This window comes from Corynebacterium kutscheri, from assembly GCF_000980835.1.
Taxonomy (GTDB): Bacteria; Actinomycetota; Actinomycetes; order Mycobacteriales; family Mycobacteriaceae; genus Corynebacterium; species Corynebacterium kutscheri.
In genome coordinates this window covers 325,120-343,708 of sequence record NZ_CP011312.1, presented here as the reverse complement: position 1 = coordinate 343,708, position 18,589 = coordinate 325,120, and the positions used below count along the sequence as shown (strand labels likewise).

Below are 18,589 nucleotides of genomic sequence, written 5' to 3'. Positions count from 1 at the left end.
GAAGAATAGTCGAAGGAAAACTAATAATTATCTGTTTCAGTAGAACTAGGTTGATTCTTCTGGGGCTACTCATTACTACCTGGAAAAACAGTAGCTACAACCAGTGAACCTTCCTATTGGCGCTAGCCTGTTTTAAACAGTAGTAAGGGCAAAAGTCCAGGTTTGTTTACGTACTAGTGGTAGTGCTGCGAGCACCATACTCAAAGCAGAACACATGAAGAGCAGCTGAGTTGCGGGAAATAAAAGAAGTAGCAAACTCGCCGCAAGCATGCCAAAAGGAGCCAAAACAGAACTCACCCCGGTTTGGATAGCAAATACTTTGCCGCGCTCTGAATCATCAAATTGATCCGCAATGTACTTTCCAAAAACTGGTGCTACCAATGAGCTGCAAAAATAGCCGGAGAATCTACTTGCTGTCGCCACAGATATTGACCCCATCATAGCTATTAGACCGGCAGCAATGTTACTACCTATTTCAACCCAGGCGTGAAACATTCCCGGTACTGGCAATCTAGGTAGCATCCGACTTATTACTGCACCTGCTAGTAGTGCCACCACCCCAGCAGATTGGAAAAAACCAATTTCTTGGCTCGTATAGTGTTCTACTAGCACAATAGGCAAACACACTTGGGTAATACCTGCGACAAAAGAGTTAATCATACTAGTACGTACCCACAGCGGTAGCCAGCATGACTTTTTAGCTACTGCCAACAGTGTTGCCCATTGGCGCAGTACGTTAAGCTGAGCGACGATTTTGTGCACTGAATTATCTAGTGTCTTATCGGTCTCCGAAGAACTTACGCTTGACGGTAGATAACGTGGGTCGTCGATAGTGCGCACGATAAGCGCTGTAAGTAAAAATGTTAGTGCGTCTAGCGCCAAACCCCAGGTACTCAACCGCATGGCAATAAGCATGCCGCCAAGTGCACCACCTAGGGCAAGAAAAACGCGGTTGTATAAGGCGTTGGTTGCTAAAGTGGTTTTTAGTTGTTCAAGCGGAACCAGTGTAGACCATAGTGATGATTGCGCGGGGCGGAAATAACCAGCACACAGGCCATTAATAAGACAACCACTAGCAACTAGGACCGTACCCAAAATTTCTGGAGCTAGTACCCCACCTAGAATCATCGCGTTGGCCAAAAACCGAAGTATGTCGCTGCGCACAATTGCTTGTACCCGGTTAGCACTATCGGCATGGATCCCACCTGAGGCAAAAGAAAAGAGCATGCCAACACTTAAAGCTGTTAAGGCCGCACTGGTGGCAAAAGCACCCAAGTTCTCTGCGATAGTAATGGTGAGTACTACTCCGGTAAGACCGTTGCCCAGGGCCGCAAAAATTGTTGCCCACCGAAGACGAATCAATGCCGGCGTGTGCTCGGTATCGAGGTTTTTAAGATCTCTACACAGCATTGATTGATACTCGCTTTGTTTTCACATTATTTTTTTAAACAATGCTCTATTGTCGCCTTGAATAGGCGCCCATAAGAGTGACACACTTTTTTCTTTTTAAGCAATGTGGTTTCAAGCTACTACATTTCTAACAGTAGGTTCTAGCTGTATTGCTGATGCCTACCAAACTAAAATCTTATCGGCTAGTGCTAACAAAAAGACCCCGCCAAAGCGGGGTCAGTTCTGTGTCAAAGGCTAGTAAAAACTAGTAATTAGCGTGCCTTCTCGATGATTTCAACGAGACGGAAGTGCTTGTCCTTGGACAGTGGACGAGTCTCCTCGATGCGAACGAGGTCACCGATGCCGGCGATTTCATTCTCATCGTGAGCCTTGACCTTGGAGTTGGTACGGATGGTCTTGCCGTACAGCGCGTGCGACTTGCGATCCTCAAGCTCGACGACGATGGTCTTCTGCATTTTGTCAGAAACCACATAGCCGGTGCGGACCTTGCGTGCGCCTTTTTCCTTTTTGTTCACGTTTGCCTCACTCATTTTTAAGCCTCAGCTCCCGGAACTACAGACAGACCCAACTCGCGCTCGCGAAGAACGGTGTAAATGCGGGCAATGTCTCGCTTGACCGTGCCGATGCGGCGGTTGTTGGTCAACTGACCGGTAGCGGCCTGGAAGCGCAGGTTGAATAGCTCTTCTTTAGCCTCGGACAGACGGGTGGTCAGCTCCTCGGCGGTTAGCTCGCGAAGCTCGTGTGCGGGGGTACCGTTAGCCATTAGAACTGGTCCTCCTTCTTAACAATACGAACCTTGCAAGGAAGCTTCTGGCCTGCACGGCGCAGAGCCTCAAGTGCCATTTCCTCGTTAGGGTAGCTCATCTCAAAGAGAATGCGACCTGGCTTAACGTTGGCAACCCACTTCTCCACTGGACCTTTACCGGAACCCATACGAACACCGAGTGGCTTCTGGGTCAATGGACGGTCTGGGAAGATGTTGATCCACACCTTGCCACCACGCTTAACGTGGCGGTTGATGGCGATACGTGCAGACTCGATCTGACGGTTGGTGATGTATGCCGGCTCAAGAGCCTGAATGGCATAGTCACCGAAATTAATGCGGTTACCGCCCTTGGACACGCCACGGCGAACCGGACGGTGCTGGCGACGGTACTTGACGCGCTTAGGGATAAGCATGTCTTAGCCCTCCTGCTTCTGCTGCTCAGCACGGTTACGGCGCTGACCACCACGACGAGGACGTGCGTTGCGGTCACCGCGGCCGCGGCGCTCTGCTGGTGCGTTGAGTTCGCTCTCGCGACAGCCACCAACAACGTCACCCTTGTAGATCCACACCTTAACGCCAATACGGCCGAAAGTGGTGTGAGCTTCATAGGTGCCGTAGTCGATCTCGGCGCGAAGGGTGTGCAATGGAACGCGACCCTCGTGGTAGCGCTCGGTACGAGACATCTCGGCACCGCCAAGACGACCGGAGCACACAACCTTGATGCCCTTGACCTGTGGCTGGCGCATTGCGCCCTGGATTGCCTTGCGCATTGCGCGGCGGAAAGCCACACGGTTGGTCAACTGCTCGGCGATGGACTGTGCCACCAACTGAGCGTTGGCATCAATGTTTTTGACCTCAAGGATGTTAAGGGCGACCTGCTTGCCGGTGAGCTTTTCGAGCTCCTTGCGCAAACGGTCAGCCTCAGCACCACGACGACCAATAACGATACCTGGACGAGCAGTGTGCAGATCGACACGAACGCGATCACGGGTGCGCTCGATAACGATGTCTGCAAGACCTGCGCGGTCAAGCGTCTTGGTCAAGAATGCGCGGATCTTGATGTCCTCAGCGAGGTACTCAGCGTAGTTCTTCTCGGCGAACCAATGGGACTTCCAGTCGGAAGTGATACCCAAACGGAGGCCGTGAGGATGGATTTTCTGGCCCACTACTTGGCCCCTTCCTGGCTCTCGACAACCACGGTGATGTGGCTGGTGCGCTTACGGATCTGGAATGCGCGACCCTGTGCACGAGGCTGGAAACGACGCATGGTTGGTCCTTCGTCGGCAAATGCCTCAGAGATAACCAAGCTGCGGCGATCCAGACCGAAGTTGTTTTCGGCGTTGGCTGCGGCAGAAGCCACAACCTTAGCAACTGGCTCGGAAGCACCCTGTGGGGCGTACTTCAAAATAGCCAATGCTTCCTCAACAGACTTGCCGCGAACCAGATCGATAACACGGCGTGCCTTCATAGGAGAGACGCGAATGAAACGCGCGGTTGCGCGTGCGGAAGTGATAGCTTCGCTCATCGCTTATCGACGTCCCTTCTTGTCCTGGATGTGACCCTTGAAGGTCTTGGTAGGTGCAAACTCACCTAACTTGTGGCCGACCATGGAGTCGTCCACAAACACTGGAACGTGCTTACGACCGTCGTGGACGGCGAAGGTGTGACCAATGAAGTCAGGAAGAATGGTGGAGCGGCGGGACCAGGTCTTGATGACCTGCTTGGTACCCTTGTCGTTCTGAGCATCAACCTTTGCGAGGAGGTGCTCATCGACGAACGGGCCTTTCTTCAGGCTACGTGGCATCTTTCGTTACCTCCTCTTAACGCTTCTTGCTGTTCTTCGTGCGGCGACGCTGCACGATCATGTTGTTGCTATAACGGTTCGGGTTGCGGGTGCGACCTTCCTTCTTGCCCCATGGGGACACTGGGTGACGACCACCCGAGGTCTTACCTTCACCACCACCATGTGGGTGATCCACAGGGTTCATAACGACACCACGCACGGTTGGGCGAACGCCCTTCCAGCGCATACGGCCGGCTTTACCCCAGCGGATGTTGATCTGGTCAGCGTTGCCAACCTCACCAACGGTTGCGCGGCAGCGAATGTCCACGCGGCGGATTTCGGAGGAAGGCATACGCAAAACGGCGTATTTGCCTGCCTTACCGAGAAGCTGAATGGAAGCGCCAGCGGAACGAGCCAGCTTTGCGCCTGCACCTGGCTTGAGTTCAACACAGTGGATGACGGTACCGGCTGGGATGTTACGCAGTGGTAGGTTGTTGCCAACCTTGATGTCTGCGTTAGCACCGGACTCGATCATCTGACCCTGCTGGAGACCCTTAGGTGCGATGATGTAGCGCTTCTCGCCATCAACATAGTGCAGCAATGCAATGTTAGCGGTACGGTTTGGGTCGTACTCGATGTGAGCAACCTTTGCCGGAATGCCATCTTTGTCATTGCGACGGAAGTCGATAAGACGGTACTGGCGCTTGTGTCCACCGCCCTTGTGGCGAACGGTGATGTGGCCGTGAACGTTACGGCCACCCTTCTTTGGAAGTGGGCGAACCAGAGATTTCTCTGGGGTCGAGCGAGTAATCTCCTCGAACATAGAAACGGAGCTCTGGCGGCGACCCGGGGTTGTCGGCTTGTACTTACGAATAGCCATAATTAATCCTTACCTCGACCCTTCTTATGCGTTTGCGCCGAAGATGTCGATAGCGTCGCTGCCCTCACGAAGTGTCACATAAGCGCGCTTGGTTGCTTTGCGACGACCGAAACCGGTGCGGGAGCGCTTGCGCTTACCGTCACGGTTTAGGGTGTTCACGGAAGCAACCTGCACACCGAAGATCTGCTCAACAGCAATCTTGATCTCGGTCTTGTTAGCAGATGGGTCAACGAAGAACACATAGGTGTTTTCTTCCATCAAGCCATAAGACTTCTCGGAAACGACCGGGGCGAGGATGATGTCGCGTGGGTTTGCGATCTTAGCCATTAGTTCTCCTCCTTTGCTGCACCAGTAGCGCGAGCGATGAAGGTGTGGAGAGCCTCGACGGAGAACACAACGTCGTCAGACTTTAAGACGTCGTAAGTGTTCAGCTGATCGGAGAACAGAATCTGTACACCGGGCAGGTTACGAGCGCTCTTCTGAGCGGTAATGTCCTCACGGCCGACGACGAACAAAACGTTACGACGATCGGTTAGGCGCTCAATGAACGCACGTGCGGACTTGGTAGAAGGAGTCTGACCAGCAACCAACTCAGATACAACGTGGATACGCTCATGGCGAGCACGATCCGAAAGTGCACCATAAAGAGCAGCCTTGATCATTTTCTTCGGGGTGCGCTGGGAGTAATCGCGTGGCTTAGGGCCGTGCGAGATACCACCACCGGTGAAGTGAGGAGCGCGGATCGAGCCCTGACGAGCGCGACCGGTACCCTTCTGGCGGAATGGCTTGCGGCCACCACCACGAACTTCGCCGCGAGTCTTAGTGGAATGAGTTCCCTGGCGCTTAGCAGCCAGTTGAGCGTTAACAACCTGGTGAAGCAGCGCAACAGAAACTTCGCGATCGAAGATCTCTGCTGGCAGTTCAACGGAGCCGTCAACCTTACCCTCAGCGGTGTGGACGTCCAACGTCAAATTGGTCATGCGTGTGCACCGCCCTTCACTGCGGTCTTAACGGTTACAATGCCACCACGGTTACCTGGGATAGCACCCTTGATAAGGATGAGGTTGGCATCGGCGTCAATCTTTTGAATCTTCAGATTCTGGGTGGTGACGCGGTCGGAACCCATGCGGCCTGCCATGCGCTTGCCCTTGAAGATGCGTCCTGGGGTAGCACAAGCACCGATACCACCAACGCGGCGGTGTGCGGCTTGGTTACCGTGGGATGCACCCTGGCCGGCAAAGCCGTGGCGCTTCATACCACCAGCGAAGCCCTTACCCTTGGAGGTGCCGGTGACGTCGACGAAGGTAATGCCTTCGAAAATCTCAGCAGTCACGTCCTGACCAACCTCGTATGCAGAAGTATCATCCATGCGGATTTCTGCAACGTGGCGGCGGGGGGTAACGCCAGCTTTTTGGAAGTGGCCGGTTGCAGGCTTATTAGCCTTGCGAGGGTCGATTTCGCCATAGGCGATCTGGATGGCGCTATAGCCATCAATTTCTGGGGTGCGAATCTGGGTGACTACACATGGACCAGCTTCAACGACGGTGACAGGCACAACGCGGTTGTCCTCGTCGAAGACCTGAGTCATGCCGAGCTTGGTGCCCAGAATGCCCTTGATCTCGTTTTCACTCATTATTTATTCTCCGTTGCCAAAGATTTCGTCGATCACTGAATATTCACGTCAACGCTGGCTGGAAGATCAATACGCATCAGCGCGTCAACCGTCTTCGGCGTCGGGTCGAGGATATCGATCAAGCGCTTGTGTGTACGCATCTCGAAGTGCTCGCGAGAATCCTTGTATTTATGTGGAGAACGAATAACGGCGTATACGTTCTTTTCAGTTGGCAGCGGCACCGGTCCTACAACACGTGCACCCGTACGGGTAACAGTCTCGACAATCTTCTTTGCAGAAGCGTCGATTGCCTCGTGGTCGTAGGCCTTCAGCCGAATGCGGATCTTTTGTCCCGCCACGGAAATCCTCTTCCTCGCTCTGTCTCACATCACTTATCCAAGAGATAAGGCTTGGTGAGAATCGAACTTAATATTCTCTATAACGTTGTCCGAACCGTATTGGTCACAGCGCACAACGCCAGTTCTTTACTTGACTTGGTTAATGAAGCGCTTGGGGCATATACACACAAATAACGCCTACGCACTAGCGCAACCAAGAAAAATGAGATTCTCTTAGCCAAGCCGAAAGGGATATACCGAAAGATATAACTGCTCTCACGTAATACTGCCGCTGTTTATTTGCCATGCCCTTATACCGCTTCGGCCCTCAAGGTTGAACGGCATTGTCGCCTTAGAACCTTTCGGATTCCTTCGCGTGTTCTTTATTTATTGATCTAAATAAGAACGCACAAGGTGTCATGGTTACCTAGCCAGCCTGCATTAATAACACAACCTGCCAAGGCAACCTATGTATTTAAACACACCGTTTACCCATACGCAACTGCAGCATGTGGAATTTTTTTCATCTTCTATTTTTTAAAACTTTTTTGTTTCACCCACATACAACTTCCTCACCCAAGGCTAGTTCACCAGCAATTTTATCTTTAACACCCCCATAAAGGGTGGATAGAACCACACTATTAACGCGTTAAGTGGCTCTTTTTTAACGTCACAACCGGGGTTATTGTTTTGTATTTCAAAAAACGTATAGCACAATTAACTTTTTATACAGGTTGTTAATTAGCTTACAGTTAACATTTCACGTAATTTCTACCCCAATAAATTCTTACCTATTATCTGGCGCACAAGGACTTTTGCTCATGTTCAAATACCTCGTGAAGAAGACAGGCTCATGGCTTCTTGTCATCTTCCTTGCGACTAACATCGCATATCTCCTCGCCGCGACGTTTCTTGATCCTCGATCCAACTACGTCGGTCGGCGCCCGCCACTTAGCGATGAACAAATCTCTAATATCCTCACCCCGCTTAACCTCAATCCAGAGGTTCCACTTTTAGAACGTTGGTGGAATTGGCTCACCGGCGTTCTTTTGCACTGGGATTGGGGTACATCGCCTATTGGCAACCCGGTTAGTGAGCAAATCTCATTCCGTATCTGGGTTTCTGCCGAACTACTTTTGCTCTCCACGTTGCTCTCAGTAACTATTGGCATCGCAGTCGGTGTTTATACGGCCTCACACCAATATAAAGCTGGTGACCGTATCTGGCAGGCGCTTTCCATTATCTCGATGAATACCCACGTTGTGGTGGCCTCGATTGTGGTTGTTGCTTTGGGCATTAAGATCAACGACCTCAGCGGTAAGCGCATCTTCTATGTCACTGGCGCATCGAATCCAGATGTGGAGGGTTTTATCCCTACCCTTATTGATATTGGTCAGCACCTTGCTTTGCCCACTATTGCATTAGTAGCAATTTCTTACTCTGGTTATCACATGACCCAGCGCACGTTATTGCTGGATAATCTTAATGCCGATTATGTGCGAACGGCTCGCGCTAAAGGTCTTACCCGGCAAGCTGCTATTCGACGTCATGCCCTACGCACCTCCATCATTCCGGTAGCTACATCCGTGGCTTTCTCTGTTCCCGGCATTTTTACCGGTGCGGTGATGACCGAAACCATCTTCGGTTGGAATGGCATGGGTAAATACTTTATTGAAACCATCTCAAAAAACGACGTCAATGGTGCAGTAGCCGTTGCAGCATTCGGTGCGCTCATGACCGGCATCTCAGCAATTCTTGCCGATATTGTTGTCGTCGCACTTGACCCACGAGTGAGGGTGAACTAATGAGCAACTCTAAAGAACGTAGCCTCAATGATCCTGCCTACAAGCAGCAATCACCAGGCCAAGCAGTACGCGATATCAATTCTGAAACCGAAGTTCTTGGTTCACCAATTGAAGTTCCACCTAGTACCGATAATCAGGTACGTGGCACTAGTCGGTTAAAACTCTATGTGCGTCGTTTCTTCCGTAATCCCATGGCCGTTGTCGGGCTCATTATTTTCAGCTGCCTGGTACTGCTTGCCCTCTTTGGTGGTCTAGTTTCGTCGTGGGAATACGATGATCCTGACTTTTTAAATCTTTCTACCGGCCCGTCCTCCGAGCACTGGTTTGGCACTACCGACTCCGGCAATGATCTTTTTGCCCAGGTTGTCCATGGTCTTGGTCGTTCACTCATGATCGCAGTAAGCGTGTCTTTGTGTGTTACTGCACTATCGGCACTGATTGGTTCTGGCGCTGCTCTTTTTGGCGGCTATGTGGAAAAGGCTGTGCTAACAGTTATTCACTTCTTATTGGCCATTCCAACCTTCTTGCTCATTGCATTGTTGGTCTCTGATGCCGGCGGCGACTGGCGCTTACTTATTGTGGTATTGATTGCCTTTGGCTGGATGTATCCGGCACGTGTGATTTGGTCGCTTACCTTATCCATCCGAGAAAACGATTATGTGCGTGCTGCTCGCTATATGGGTGTGTCTTCACCGCGTATTATCGTCCGCCATCTCATTCCCAACATTGGTTCGCTACTAATTATCCAATTTGCACTTGGTGTAGTTTCCACGGTTAGTTCTGAAACCGCATTATCCTTCCTCGGTCTTGGTGTGAAACTACCCGATGTTTCACTGGGTACTTTGCTTTCTGGTGGCACCAGCACAATTCATACTGCCCCATGGCAATTTTATTTCCCGGCCGGAATTTTGACCTTGCTCACGGTGTCCATGGCTTTTATTGCCGACGGTTTACGTGATGCTCTCGATCCCAACTCCAAGTCAGGAGGCCGAGCATGACTCAGGCGAATCCTATTCTTAGCGTCCGCGATCTTACTGTCACTTTCCCTTCCGAGGCAGGACCGGTCTCAGCGTACGCGGGGTTAATTTTGATCTTTATCCTGGCCGCACACTAGGCATTGTGGGTGAATCTGGTTCTGGTAAATCAGTAACCTCGTTGGCGATTATGGGGTTACTGCCCGACTATGCCAAGATCGCTGGTTCGGTATCCTATGACGGCAAGGAGCTGCTCGGTTTAGACGATAAGGCCATGAGCAAGATCCGGGGCAATGGCATTGGCATGATTTTCCAGGATCCGTTATCGGCACTGACCCCAGTGTTTGATATTGGTACCCAGCTCATCGAGGCTATTCAAGCACACCAAGATGTTTCTAAGGCGCAGGCAACACAACAAGCTATCGAATTACTCGACTTGGTTGGTATTCCTGATCCGCATAAACGTATTCGTGCCTTCCCACACCAATTTTCCGGTGGTATGCGTCAGCGGGTAGTTATTGCTATTGCGATTGCTAATAATCCGCGTGTGCTTATTGCCGATGAACCAACAACAGCTTTAGATGTCACCATCCAGGCACAGATTCTCGACGTGATTAAAGTCGCTCAAAAAGAAACTGGTGCAGCCACAATTATGATTACCCACGATATGGGTGTGGTGGCAGGTTCTGCCGATGATGTCATGGTTATGTATGCCGGTCGCCCTGTTGAACGTGGCGATGTGCATACTATCTTCGAGCAGCCAAAGATGCCTTATACGATTGGTTTGCTTGGTTCGACTCCGCGCGTTGATATTTCTTCTGATGAGCCGCTTACTCCCATTAACGGTGCCCCACCGATTTTGGTGAATCTACGTAATCGGTGCCAGTTTGCTAATCGCTGCCCAATTGTTGTTGATGCTTGCTTAGCTGATGAGCCCACCTTGGTATCTGTTGCTGCTGAACCTGGGCATGAGGCTGCGTGTGTGCGTCAAGCAGAGATTCACAATCGTATGATTGATAACCAGCGTATGTTCCCACTACCGGAGATGAGTGAAGCAAAATTCGCTGGTGTCCCTAGAGAAGATCGTGAGATTGTTCTCGAGGTCAAGAACCTGAAAAAAGAGTTCCCACTAATGAAGGGCTCGCTGATTAAGCGCCGGGTCGGAACGGTTCACGCAGTCAATAACCTTAGTTTCGATATTCGCGAAGGCGAATGTATGTCGATCGTGGGCGAATCTGGTTGTGGTAAAACCACCACTCTTCTAGAGATTATGGATCTTAAACCCGAAGACGGAGTAGTCATTCTTACTGGGCGCGATGCCGGAAGTATGAGTTCTAGCGAGCGTCGAAAAGCTCGCAGCGATATCCAAATGGTGTTCCAGGATCCCATGAGCTCGCTAAACCCACGACTTACCGTGCGTGAGGTTATTGCTGAGCCGCTGGAATCACTCGGCTATGACGGCGATATTGATGCTCGCGTTATTGAACTGATGGCTTTAGTTGGCCTAGATTCCTCGCAAATTGATCGTTTCCCTGGGCATTTCTCCGGTGGCCAGCGCCAGCGTATTGGCCTGGCTCGCGCACTAGCAACCAACCCAAAGATTATTGCTCTTGACGAACCAGTATCGGCGCTAGATGTTTCTATCCAAGCCGGTGTGATCAACCTGTTGGAAGAACTTAAACGCAAACTTGGTATTTCCTATCTCTTTGTTGCCCATGATCTTTCCGTTGTGCGTCACCTTTCAGATCAGGTAGCCGTGATGTATAAGGGCGAGTTCGTGGAATACGGCGATGTGGATGAGATTTTTGATAATCCGCAGCATGGCTATACCAAAGCATTGCTTTCGGCTATTCCGATTCCAGATCCAAAGGTGGAACGCAATCGGGTTCGGCTTAGCTGGGACGGCGATCAATAGTCGGCTAATAGAACGTGCCTGTTACAGGGCGCGATAACTTCATAATTCCTTTCCCTGTCTGCTTTACCCCCGAAGGAGAAGCACATGAAGAAGTACATACGTAATGTGACCATCGCAGCGGTCTCTATTGCGGCACTAACACTTGCTGCGTGTGGTTCAGACGGGAACTCCTCGAGTTCTACCGCTAATAATTCCAGCAGTTCTACTAGCGCCGGTGGCCTAGAAATTAATCTCGCTGGTTCCTATGCCATCACCGATCGGGATCAAATCCAAGATGGTGGCACCCTGACACTGCCTATCGCCGAAATTGCTCACCAGCAAAATGTATTCCATGGCGATATGTCCCTCTACACCCGCACCTTATGGTCTACCTATAACCCACAGGTTACGCTTTTCGACGGTGCCGGCAACTGGGAAGCCAACCCTGACTACATCTCAGAGGTTACCGATGAAGTTGTTGATGGCAAGACCGTAGTTACCTACACCGTTGTCGATGAAGCCACTTACAATGATGGCACGCCTATCGACTGGCGCGCATTTGAAAACACCTGGAAGTTTAACAACGGCTTTTCTACCAACGTAGTGCCTAACTCTTCTGATGGTTATGACCTCGTTGAGTCAGTTACCCGCGGCGATACCGATAAGCAAGCCGTGGTTACCTTCTCTCGCACCTATGCTTGGTGGCAGGGGCTTTTCAATAATCTGCTCCACCCAGCTGTTGATTCGGAAGAAAAATTCAACACCTTGTACCTCGATCAGGTGCAACCAGATCTTGGTGCTGGCCCATTCAAAATTGAAAAAGTTGATTTCAACACCGGCGAAGCCACCTTTGTCCGCAATGAAAAATGGTGGGGCGATGAGGCTAAGCTAGAAAAGATCACCTACCGTCAATTGGAATCCCAAGCTACCATTAACGCCTTCCAAGCTGGTGAAATTGATGCAGCAAGCGTAGCAACCAAGGATAATTTAGCTATTGCTCGTGGTATGGGTGACGCTATTGAACTCCGCGCAGCGATGACACCAAGTAACTACCTGCTCACGATTAACTCTGCTGCACCGCACCTTGGCGATATTAAAGTTCGTGAAGCAATTATGACTGCTATTGATCGCAGCCAACTTGCCGCTATCCGCTTTAATGGCCTAGATTACAGCGAGCCACTACCAGGTTCCTTCCTGCTCTATCCAAGCCAAGAAGGCTATGTCGATAACTTTGGATCCATTGTTTCCTTCGACGTAGATAAGGCAAAGAGCTTACTTTCCGAAGCAGGATACGCTGAGGGATCAGATGGTTTTGTGCAAAAAGACGGCCAAACTCTATCACTACGCTATGTGATTACTGGTGATTCCCAAATGGTGAAGTCTACCGCTACGGCTATGCAAAAGATGCTCAAAGACATTGGTATTGATATGCAGGTAGTCGAGCGTCCATCCGCTGACTTCTCACGAGTAGTTGCTGAAAAAGACTTTGATCTGTTTATGTCGGGCTTCCGTGCCAGCGATCCTTTCGGTGTGGCTGGTATCAACCAGATTTATGCATCGGATTCTTCATTGAATAACTCCGGTACTGGTACCCCAGAAATCGACGCTAAGCTTCTTAAGCTGCAAGATATTTCTGACCCAGATGAGCAAACCAAGGCAGCTATGGAGGTAGAGAAAGAAGCACTAGCTACCTACGGCATTATGCCTTACGCCAATGGTCCTGATATTACGGCGGTAAAGAAGGGTCTAGTTAACTATGGTGCCTTCTTCTTTGCCATTATGCCTAAAGAAGACATCGGCTGGATTAAGAATTAACTCTTAACCTCAAAGAATCCTTAGCTAGTTAGCTAAGGATTCTTTTTTAATTAACTGCCCTATTTTGTTGTTCCGTTTGCTAAGGGTAAAGGTATTCTACTCCAGCAACACCTTTTAGTAACGCTGGATCAACAGCAGTACCTTCTTTAAAAATCGAAAACTCACCGGTAGGTTCCAGAATCATTAACTGGATTTGACTTAACTGTGCAATACCAGCGCGCCGAATTGTTGCTTTAACGTCACCGCGAGAAAGATGGGACTTTTTCATCTGCTCATTAATGAACTCGCCATGAACCATAATCACTTGAGCACGCCCACTAATCGCATTACGAAGACCTTTGAGCTTACGTGCCGCGCCAAAAATAGCCTCTAGGGCAATAAGAGTAGTAAGCCCAATGATGCCGGCCATTAACGTAGGTGGATGACCAATTATTGCTCTACCAGCTACTGCGCCAAACATGACGATAACAACAGCATCAAAAGCAGTCATTTTGGCAAAAACTCGCGAACCAAATACCCGTACCAGCACTAAAAAGGCGATATAAATACCAGTAGCAGCAATAACAATAATTGGAATCCGCCAAGGTTCAATGAGTAGTTGCTCGCGTAGAAACGACTCAAATTCACTCATAGCAAAAAGTTTATCCCGCTATCTGTCCAATAACCTTGGATAACTCATATTTTCTAGTGGCACTATTAAAAGAAACTGGCTCCCCCACAACTATTTTTAGTTTTTCCACTTCATGATATATTTCATGCTCATACCCCCGGCGGTTACGGCGAAAAAGCTCAATGGTTTTGCCGTGATGATAAATGGTAGTCTCATCCTCGAGCAGAGAGAAACAACCTAGCACCGGTTCATCTGGGTTTAATCGCTCTATCTTTTCCACCACACCATAATTATGCGAAGTATTTTCTCCGCGAATCCGCAGCGGCATTCCGGTGGCTACCCGCTCTAAAGCTACATAGCGCCACATAACCGGCGCAGTGTTCGGCATAAGCACAACCGCTAGCTGAGCATCAAATAATATCCGCAATCTGGTATCGCTGATATGTACGATATGTGGATTTCTAACCGGCTCTACCAGTCGGGGTGGATACTGGGTGGCAATATTTTTTAAAATCTCGCTGGCATCTTCATCATCAATTCCCCAGTGCACACCGTGGTTTTCTAACAAACCAATAAGAGCAGCAAAGCTGAGATCGGGTTGCCCAAGCCACACATCTTCAAACAGGCGCACTGTGGCAGGTATTCGGGTGGGATCATGCACAAGAGCAAGTATATTTTTCTGCTGGGTAACACAAAAACCGTCCTGCTAAAAGCAGAACGGTTTTTAAAAATCAGGCAAGTAATTTAATTACTTGATGATCTTGGTTACGCGGCCAGCGCCAACGGTGCGGGAGCCTTCGCGGATAGCGAAGCGCAGACCCTCATCCATAGCAACAGGCTGGATCAAGGTGACGGACATATCAACGTTGTCACCAGGCATAACCATCTCGGTGCCCTCAGGAAGCTTCACAACACCGGTAACGTCAGTGGTGCGGAAGTAGAACTGTGGACGGTAGTTGTCGAAGAATGGGGTGTGGCGGCCGCCCTCGTCCTTGGAAAGAACGTAAACAGAGCCCTCGAACTCGGTGTGAGGTGTGTAAGCGCCTGGCTTAACAACAACCTGACCACGCTCAACGTCTTCGCGCTTGATACCACGAAGAAGCAGACCACAGTTATCGCCAGCTTCGGTGTAATCAAGAAGCTTACGGAACATTTCGATACCGGTAACGGTAGTAGTGGTGGACTTCTCCTTGATGCCGATGATCTCGACGTCCTCATTCACCTTCAAGGAACCGCGCTCAACACGACCGGTAACAACGGTGCCACGACCGGTGATGGTGAAGATATCCTCGATAGGCATGAGGAATGGCTTGTCGGTCTCACGCTCTGGATCTGGGATGGAGTCATCACAAGCCTGCATGAGGTCGATGATGGCCTGAGTCCACTTCTCGTCGCCCTCAAGAGCCTTCAAAGCAGAGATGTGGATGATTGGAGCCTCTTCATCGTACTCCTGCTCAGCAAGAAGCTCGCGAACTTCCATCTCAACGAGCTCGATGATTTCCTCATCGTCAACCATGTCGCACTTGTTAAGAGCAACGAGGATGTAAGGAACGCCAACCTGGCGAGCAAGAAGAACGTGCTCACGGGTCTGAGGCATTGGGCCGTCAGTAGCAGCAACAACAAGGATTGCGCCGTCCATCTGAGCAGCACCGGTAATCATGTTCTTGATGTAGTCAGCGTGACCTGGAGCGTCAACGTGTGCGTAGTGGCGCTTCTCGGTCTGGTACTCAACGTGGGAGATGTTAATGGTGATACCACGCTCTTTTTCTTCCGGTGCCTTGTCGATGGCATCGAAAGCGAAAGCCTCGTTGAGGTCTGGGTAAGCATCTGCCAACACCTTGGTGATAGCCGCGGTGGTGGTGGTCTTACCGTGGTCAACGTGACCGATGGTACCGATGTTTACGTGAGGCTTGGTACGCTCGAACTTAGCCTTTGCCACTGTGTGTCCTCCTGGACTTCGTGGTGATCGCGGGTGCAATCACAGGGTTTTCATACTGTGCCTGGTGATCACTAATTCGGTGATCAGGCGGCACAGCTTTTACAGATGTGCCAGTTACAGAATCCTAAGGCCAAACCGGTTGTTTTTCAAACCGTTTCAAGGAGACTTTTGGATCCTACAGGGTAACGGCCAACTCAAAACTTCTATTCTCCCACTTCTTGTCTTCTTGTGTAATCCAGAAGTGTCAAGGATGAAGTTTTCAGAAAGCCGCTACCCCGTTATGTTTCTTTCCTTGTCTAGCACAGGCAAGGAAAGAAACCTTTACGAAGGTTACTAACCGATGTTAGGCGGTACCGTTACGCTCGGCAATAATCTCGGATGCAATGCTGCTTGGAACCTCAGCGTAGGAATCAAACACCATCGAGAAGTTTGCACGTCCTGCGGTCGAGGAACGTAGGTCACCGATGTAACCGAACATTTCTGACAGCGGCACTTTAGCGCGAACGACCTTGGCACCAGAGCGGTCTTCCATAGCGTAGACCTGGCCACGGCGTGAGCTGATGTCACCGTTGACGGTACCCATGTACTCTTCAGGGGTAACAACCTCAACAGCCATCACTGGCTCCATAAGAACTGGCTTTGCCTTAGCAACAGCTTCTTTAAGAACCTGAGAACCAGCAAGCTTGAAGGCCATTTCAGAGGAGTCAACGTCGTGGTATGCGCCGTCTTCGAGTGTTGCCTGAATACCTACCAATGGGAAGCCAGCGAGGTAACCGTACTGCATTGCGTCCTGGATACCTGCGTCAACAGATGGGATGTATTCCTTAGGAACACGACCACCGGTAACCGCATTGATGAACTTGTAGGTTGCGGACTCGCCTTCTTCCAAGGTGTCTGCTTCTGGAGCATAAGGCTCGATGGAAACGATAACCTTAGCGAACTGGCCGGAACCACCGGTCTGCTTCTTGTGGGTGTATTCCACGCTAGAAACAGCCTTGCGGATGGTCTCACGGTAAGCAACCTGTGGGTTACCGATATTTGCCTCGACCTTGAATTCACGCTTCATGCGGTCAACAAGAACGTCGAGGTGGAGCTCGCCCATACCACCGATAACGGTCTGGCCGGTTTCGTCGTCAAGCTCAACGGTAAAGGTTGGATCCTCAGCAGCAAGCTTCTGGATAGCAGTACCTAGCTTCTCCTGGTCAGCCTTGGTCTTAGGCTCAATGGAGACCTTGATAACTGGATCTGGGAAGTCCATGGACTCAAGGATGATCTGGTTGTTGCGATCGCACAAGGTGTCACCAGTGGTGGTGTCCTTCAAACCAATCACAGCGTAGATGTTGCCGGCGAGAGCCTCAGAAACTGGGTTCTCCTTATTGGCGTGCATCTGGAAAAGCTTACCGATGCGCTCTTTCTTGCCCTTGGTGGAGTTCTGAACCTCGTCACCTGGAACAACGCGACCAGAGTAAACACGTACGAAGGTGAGTTGGCCGAAGAATGGGTGTGCAGCAATCTTGAATGCCAAAGCAGAGAAAGGAGAATCAACCGAAGGCATACGGGTGAGTTCTTCATCCTCATTGTTGACTGCGTGGCCATGAACCTCGCCGACATCCAATGGGTTAGGCAGGAAGTCAACAACTGCGTCGAGCAATGGCTGAACGCCCTTGTTGCGGTAAGCGGTACCACACAACACTGGGTAAATCTCGGAAGCAACGGTGAGCTTACGGATAGCAGCCTTGATTTCTTCAATGGTGAGTTCTTCGCCACCGAAGTACTTCTCCATGAGAGCTTCGTCAGACTCAGCAACAACCTCAAGGAGCTTCTCGCGGTACTCTTCGGCCTTTTCCTGCAAGTCAGCAGGGATCTCTTCGATAACTGGTTCCGCACCAGTTTCGACCTTGCCACGCCAGGTAATAGCGTTCATGTTGATCAAGTCAACAACGCCATCGAAGTCATCCTCAGCACCGATTGGTAGCTGCAAAACCAATGGCTTTGCACCCAAGCGGTCGATAATGGTCTGAACAGTGAAGTAGAAATCAGCGCCCAGCTTGTCCATCTTGTTCACGAAGCAAATACGTGGAACGTCATACTTTGCAGCCTGACGCCATACCTGCTCGGACTGAGGCTCAACGCCTTCTTTACCGTCGAAAACGGCAACTGCGCCGTCGAGAACACGCAAGGAACGCTCAACCTCAACGGTGAAGTCAACGTGACCTGGGGTGTCGATAATGTTGATCTGGTTGTTCTTCCAGAAACAGGTCACAGCAGCGGAGGTAATGGTAATACCGCGCTCTTTTTCCTGCTCCATCCAGTCAGTAGTAGACGCACCGTCGTGAGTCTCGCCAACTTTACGGTTAATACCGGTATAGAAGAGAATACGCTCAGTGGTCGTGGTCTTACCGGCATCGATGTGAGCCATGATGCCGATATTGCGAACCTTATTAAGGTCCTTAAGCACTTCTTGTGGTGCCACGTTTTTCCCTAACTCATGTATCTGGCCGAATCTATTTAAAAATCCGGCACGCAGATGAATAGTTCTCTGTTTATGCTGCGATAAATAAATTCATATCGTGCAGCGCGGTCATAGAAACAAATCAGCCTAAACTGAATGCTTATCCGCGATGTTGTATAGAAAATTTTTATTCGCAGCTACTGTATTGAGCTCCCCGTTCAGGCCTCCCTGTGGGCGTGACCAAAAGGTTGCGCTCAGTGCGCTCAGAGAAGCGTGTAGTGGGTAAGAAAGCGACCCATCAGCACATCAAA

19 protein-coding genes and 1 pseudogene are annotated in these 18,589 nt (G+C 50.4%); 4 read left to right on the top strand and 16 right to left on the bottom strand.

The features are described from left to right. Positions 1–132: 132 nt before the first annotated feature. From UL82_RS01580 to rpsJ, 12 genes are all read right to left on the bottom strand, one after another. Positions 133–1,410 (bottom strand): MFS transporter, encoded by a 1,278-nt coding sequence (locus tag UL82_RS01580; RefSeq protein WP_046438651.1) that lies wholly within the window; start codon positions 1,408–1,410, stop codon positions 133–135. A 251-nt stretch (positions 1,411–1,661) separates the two neighbouring features. Next, positions 1,662–1,940 carry a 30S ribosomal protein S17 gene (rpsQ, locus tag UL82_RS01575; protein ID WP_046438650.1) on the bottom strand — a complete coding sequence of 93 codons (279 nt, stop codon included), beginning with the start codon at positions 1,938–1,940 and terminating at the stop codon, positions 1,662–1,664. A 2-nt stretch (positions 1,941–1,942) separates the two neighbouring features. Continuing rightward, positions 1,943–2,173, bottom strand: coding sequence for a 50S ribosomal protein L29 (gene rpmC, locus UL82_RS01570; RefSeq protein ID WP_046438648.1), 231 nt, complete (start codon positions 2,171–2,173; stop codon positions 1,943–1,945). Next, complete coding sequence (gene rplP / locus UL82_RS01565; RefSeq protein ID WP_046438647.1) at positions 2,173–2,589, bottom strand: 50S ribosomal protein L16; 417 nt, start codon at positions 2,587–2,589, stop codon at positions 2,173–2,175. Before rplP ends, rpmC begins: the two co-directional genes overlap by 1 nt. A 3-nt stretch (positions 2,590–2,592) precedes the next feature. Then, positions 2,593–3,342, bottom strand: coding sequence for a 30S ribosomal protein S3 (gene rpsC / locus UL82_RS01560; protein ID WP_046438646.1), 750 nt, complete (start codon positions 3,340–3,342; stop codon positions 2,593–2,595). Further along, positions 3,342–3,701: a 50S ribosomal protein L22 gene (rplV, locus tag UL82_RS01555; protein WP_046438644.1), complete on the bottom strand. Its 360-nt coding sequence runs from the start codon at positions 3,699–3,701 to the stop codon at positions 3,342–3,344. Before rplV ends, rpsC begins: the two co-directional genes overlap by 1 nt. Before the next feature lie 3 nt (positions 3,702–3,704). Continuing rightward, positions 3,705–3,980, bottom strand: coding sequence for a 30S ribosomal protein S19 (rpsS, locus tag UL82_RS01550; RefSeq protein WP_046438643.1), 276 nt, complete (start codon positions 3,978–3,980; stop codon positions 3,705–3,707). Positions 3,981–3,996: 16 nt separating this feature from the next. Further along, positions 3,997–4,839 (bottom strand): 50S ribosomal protein L2, encoded by an 843-nt coding sequence (rplB, locus tag UL82_RS01545; protein ID WP_046438642.1) that lies wholly within the window; start codon positions 4,837–4,839, stop codon positions 3,997–3,999. 24 nt (positions 4,840–4,863) lie between these two features. Then, a complete protein-coding gene (gene rplW, locus UL82_RS01540; RefSeq protein ID WP_046438641.1) occupies positions 4,864–5,166 on the bottom strand; it encodes a 50S ribosomal protein L23 in 303 nt (100 codons plus the stop codon). Next, positions 5,166–5,819: a 50S ribosomal protein L4 gene (gene rplD / locus UL82_RS01535; protein WP_046438639.1), complete on the bottom strand. Its 654-nt coding sequence runs from the start codon at positions 5,817–5,819 to the stop codon at positions 5,166–5,168. Before rplD ends, rplW begins: the two co-directional genes overlap by 1 nt. Then, on the bottom strand, positions 5,816–6,472 hold the full coding sequence (rplC, locus tag UL82_RS01530; RefSeq protein WP_046438637.1) for a 50S ribosomal protein L3: 657 nt from the start codon (positions 6,470–6,472) through the stop codon (positions 5,816–5,818). The genes rplD and rplC overlap by 4 nt, the downstream gene beginning before the upstream one ends. Positions 6,473–6,504: 32 nt before the next feature. Then, positions 6,505–6,810 carry a 30S ribosomal protein S10 gene (rpsJ, locus tag UL82_RS01525; RefSeq protein WP_003848085.1) on the bottom strand — a complete coding sequence of 102 codons (306 nt, stop codon included), beginning with the start codon at positions 6,808–6,810 and terminating at the stop codon, positions 6,505–6,507. Between the two features lie 800 nt (positions 6,811–7,610). On the opposite strand from rpsJ, the gene UL82_RS01520 reads away from it, so the two are divergent. The 4 genes and pseudogenes from UL82_RS01520 (at position 7,611) to UL82_RS01505 (ending at position 13,277) form a co-directional block, all read left to right on the top strand. Next, complete coding sequence (locus tag UL82_RS01520) at positions 7,611–8,594, top strand: ABC transporter permease (RefSeq protein WP_046438635.1); 984 nt, start codon at positions 7,611–7,613, stop codon at positions 8,592–8,594. Further along, a complete protein-coding gene (locus tag UL82_RS01515; protein WP_083966381.1) occupies positions 8,594–9,592 on the top strand; it encodes an ABC transporter permease in 999 nt (332 codons plus the stop codon). The genes UL82_RS01520 and UL82_RS01515 overlap by 1 nt, the downstream gene beginning before the upstream one ends. Then, a pseudogene (locus UL82_RS01510) lies at positions 9,589–11,483 on the top strand (dipeptide ABC transporter ATP-binding protein). Before UL82_RS01515 ends, UL82_RS01510 begins: the two are co-directional and overlap by 4 nt. Before the next feature lie 84 nt (positions 11,484–11,567). Then, on the top strand, positions 11,568–13,277 hold the full coding sequence (locus UL82_RS01505; RefSeq protein ID WP_046438633.1) for an ABC transporter family substrate-binding protein: 1,710 nt from the start codon (positions 11,568–11,570) through the stop codon (positions 13,275–13,277). A gap of 79 nt (positions 13,278–13,356) precedes the next feature. On the opposite strand, the gene UL82_RS01500 is transcribed toward UL82_RS01505, so the two are convergent. From UL82_RS01500 to fusA, 4 genes are all read right to left on the bottom strand, one after another. Next, entirely contained in the window at positions 13,357–13,908 is a 552-nt protein-coding gene (locus UL82_RS01500) for a DUF421 domain-containing protein (protein ID WP_046438631.1), read from the bottom strand. Positions 13,909–13,918: 10 nt separating this feature from the next. Next, positions 13,919–14,548: a hypothetical protein gene (locus UL82_RS01495; protein WP_046438629.1), complete on the bottom strand. Its 630-nt coding sequence runs from the start codon at positions 14,546–14,548 to the stop codon at positions 13,919–13,921. Between the two features lie 87 nt (positions 14,549–14,635). Continuing rightward, positions 14,636–15,826 (bottom strand): elongation factor Tu, encoded by a 1,191-nt coding sequence (gene tuf, locus UL82_RS01490; protein WP_046438628.1) that lies wholly within the window; start codon positions 15,824–15,826, stop codon positions 14,636–14,638. A gap of 343 nt (positions 15,827–16,169) precedes the next feature. After that, on the bottom strand, positions 16,170–18,299 hold the full coding sequence (gene fusA, locus UL82_RS01485; protein WP_269471347.1) for an elongation factor G: 2,130 nt from the start codon (positions 18,297–18,299) through the stop codon (positions 16,170–16,172). Between the last annotated feature and the right edge of the window lie 290 nt (positions 18,300–18,589).

Coding starts and splice junctions, on each gene's coding strand:
- rplW (WP_046438641.1), bottom strand. CDS start 5,166: ATGGCTAAGATCGCAAACCCACGCGACATCATCCTCGCCCCGGTCGTT.
- rpmC (WP_046438648.1), bottom strand. CDS start 2,173: ATGGCTAACGGTACCCCCGCACACGAGCTTCGCGAGCTAACCGCCGAG.
- UL82_RS01505 (WP_046438633.1), top strand. CDS start 11,568: ATGAAGAAGTACATACGTAATGTGACCATCGCAGCGGTCTCTATTGCG.
- rpsQ (WP_046438650.1), bottom strand. CDS start 1,940: ATGAGTGAGGCAAACGTGAACAAAAAGGAAAAAGGCGCACGCAAGGTC.
- rplV (WP_046438644.1), bottom strand. CDS start 3,701: ATGAGCGAAGCTATCACTTCCGCACGCGCAACCGCGCGTTTCATTCGC.
- rpsS (WP_046438643.1), bottom strand. CDS start 3,980: ATGCCACGTAGCCTGAAGAAAGGCCCGTTCGTCGATGAGCACCTCCTC.
- rplP (WP_046438647.1), bottom strand. CDS start 2,589: ATGCTTATCCCTAAGCGCGTCAAGTACCGTCGCCAGCACCGTCCGGTT.
- UL82_RS01500 (WP_046438631.1), bottom strand. CDS start 13,908: ATGAGTGAATTTGAGTCGTTTCTACGCGAGCAACTACTCATTGAACCT.
- UL82_RS01580 (WP_046438651.1), bottom strand. CDS start 1,410: ATGCTGTGTAGAGATCTTAAAAACCTCGATACCGAGCACACGCCGGCA.
- rplC (WP_046438637.1), bottom strand. CDS start 6,472: ATGAGTGAAAACGAGATCAAGGGCATTCTGGGCACCAAGCTCGGCATG.
- rplB (WP_046438642.1), bottom strand. CDS start 4,839: ATGGCTATTCGTAAGTACAAGCCGACAACCCCGGGTCGCCGCCAGAGC.
- rplD (WP_046438639.1), bottom strand. CDS start 5,819: ATGACCAATTTGACGTTGGACGTCCACACCGCTGAGGGTAAGGTTGAC.
- UL82_RS01520 (WP_046438635.1), top strand. CDS start 7,611: ATGTTCAAATACCTCGTGAAGAAGACAGGCTCATGGCTTCTTGTCATC.
- UL82_RS01515 (WP_083966381.1), top strand. CDS start 8,594: ATGAGCAACTCTAAAGAACGTAGCCTCAATGATCCTGCCTACAAGCAG.